Origin of the sequence: Limosilactobacillus mucosae DSM 13345 (assembly GCF_001436025.1) — a bacterium.
Lineage (GTDB): Bacteria > Bacillota > Bacilli > Lactobacillales > Lactobacillaceae > Limosilactobacillus > Limosilactobacillus mucosae.
Genome location: NZ_AZEQ01000071.1, coordinates 1 through 653, shown reverse-complemented (window position 1 = coordinate 653; position 653 = coordinate 1). Strand labels below are relative to the sequence as shown.

Sequence of the window (653 nt, the reverse complement as noted above, 5' to 3'; positions counted from 1 at the left end):
TCAGTAAGTGCAAGTCAATCAGCATCCACGAGTGCTTCTCAAAGCGCAAGCAAGTCTGCATCAGTAAGTGTAAGTCAGTCCGCATCAACGAGTGCATCACAAAGCGCAAGCAAGTCTGCATCCTTGAGTGCAAGTGAATCCGCTTCGACCAGTGCATCTCAAAGTGCGAGTGAATCAGCCTCAACTAGCGCTTCTCTGAGTGCGAGCGAATCAGCATCAAGCAGCGCATCGCTGAGTACGAGCGAATCTGCATCGACAAGTGCCTCACTGAGTGTCAGCGAATCGGAATCAACTAGTGCATCCTTGAGTGCAAGTGAATCAGCCTCAACCAGTGCATCCTTGAGTGCCAGCGAGTCTGCATCAAGCAGCGCATCCCTGAGTGCAAGTGAGTCTGCATCCACGAGTGTATCTCTGAGTGCGAGCGAATCGGCATCGACGAGTGCTTCTCTGAGTGCAAGTGAATCGGCATCGACTAGTGCATCGCTGAGTGCCAGTGAATCGGCATCAACGAGTGCATCACAGAGTGCGAGCGAATCGGCATCGACGAGTGCTTCTCTGAGTGCCAGTGAATCGGCCTCCACTAGCGCATCACTGAGCGCAAGTGAATCAGCATCAACGAGTGCTTCTCAAAGTGCGAGTGAATCAGCTTCGAC

Annotated in this window: 1 protein-coding gene; it reads right to left on the bottom strand. The window is 52.5% G+C overall.

Features of this window, described 5'->3' with window-relative positions:
- Positions 1-158: 158 nt before the first annotated feature.
- Positions 159-581, bottom strand: a complete 423-nt coding sequence (locus FC47_RS10815; protein WP_056968828.1) for a hypothetical protein — start codon at positions 579-581, stop codon at positions 159-161.
- Positions 582-653: the final 72 nt, after the last annotated feature.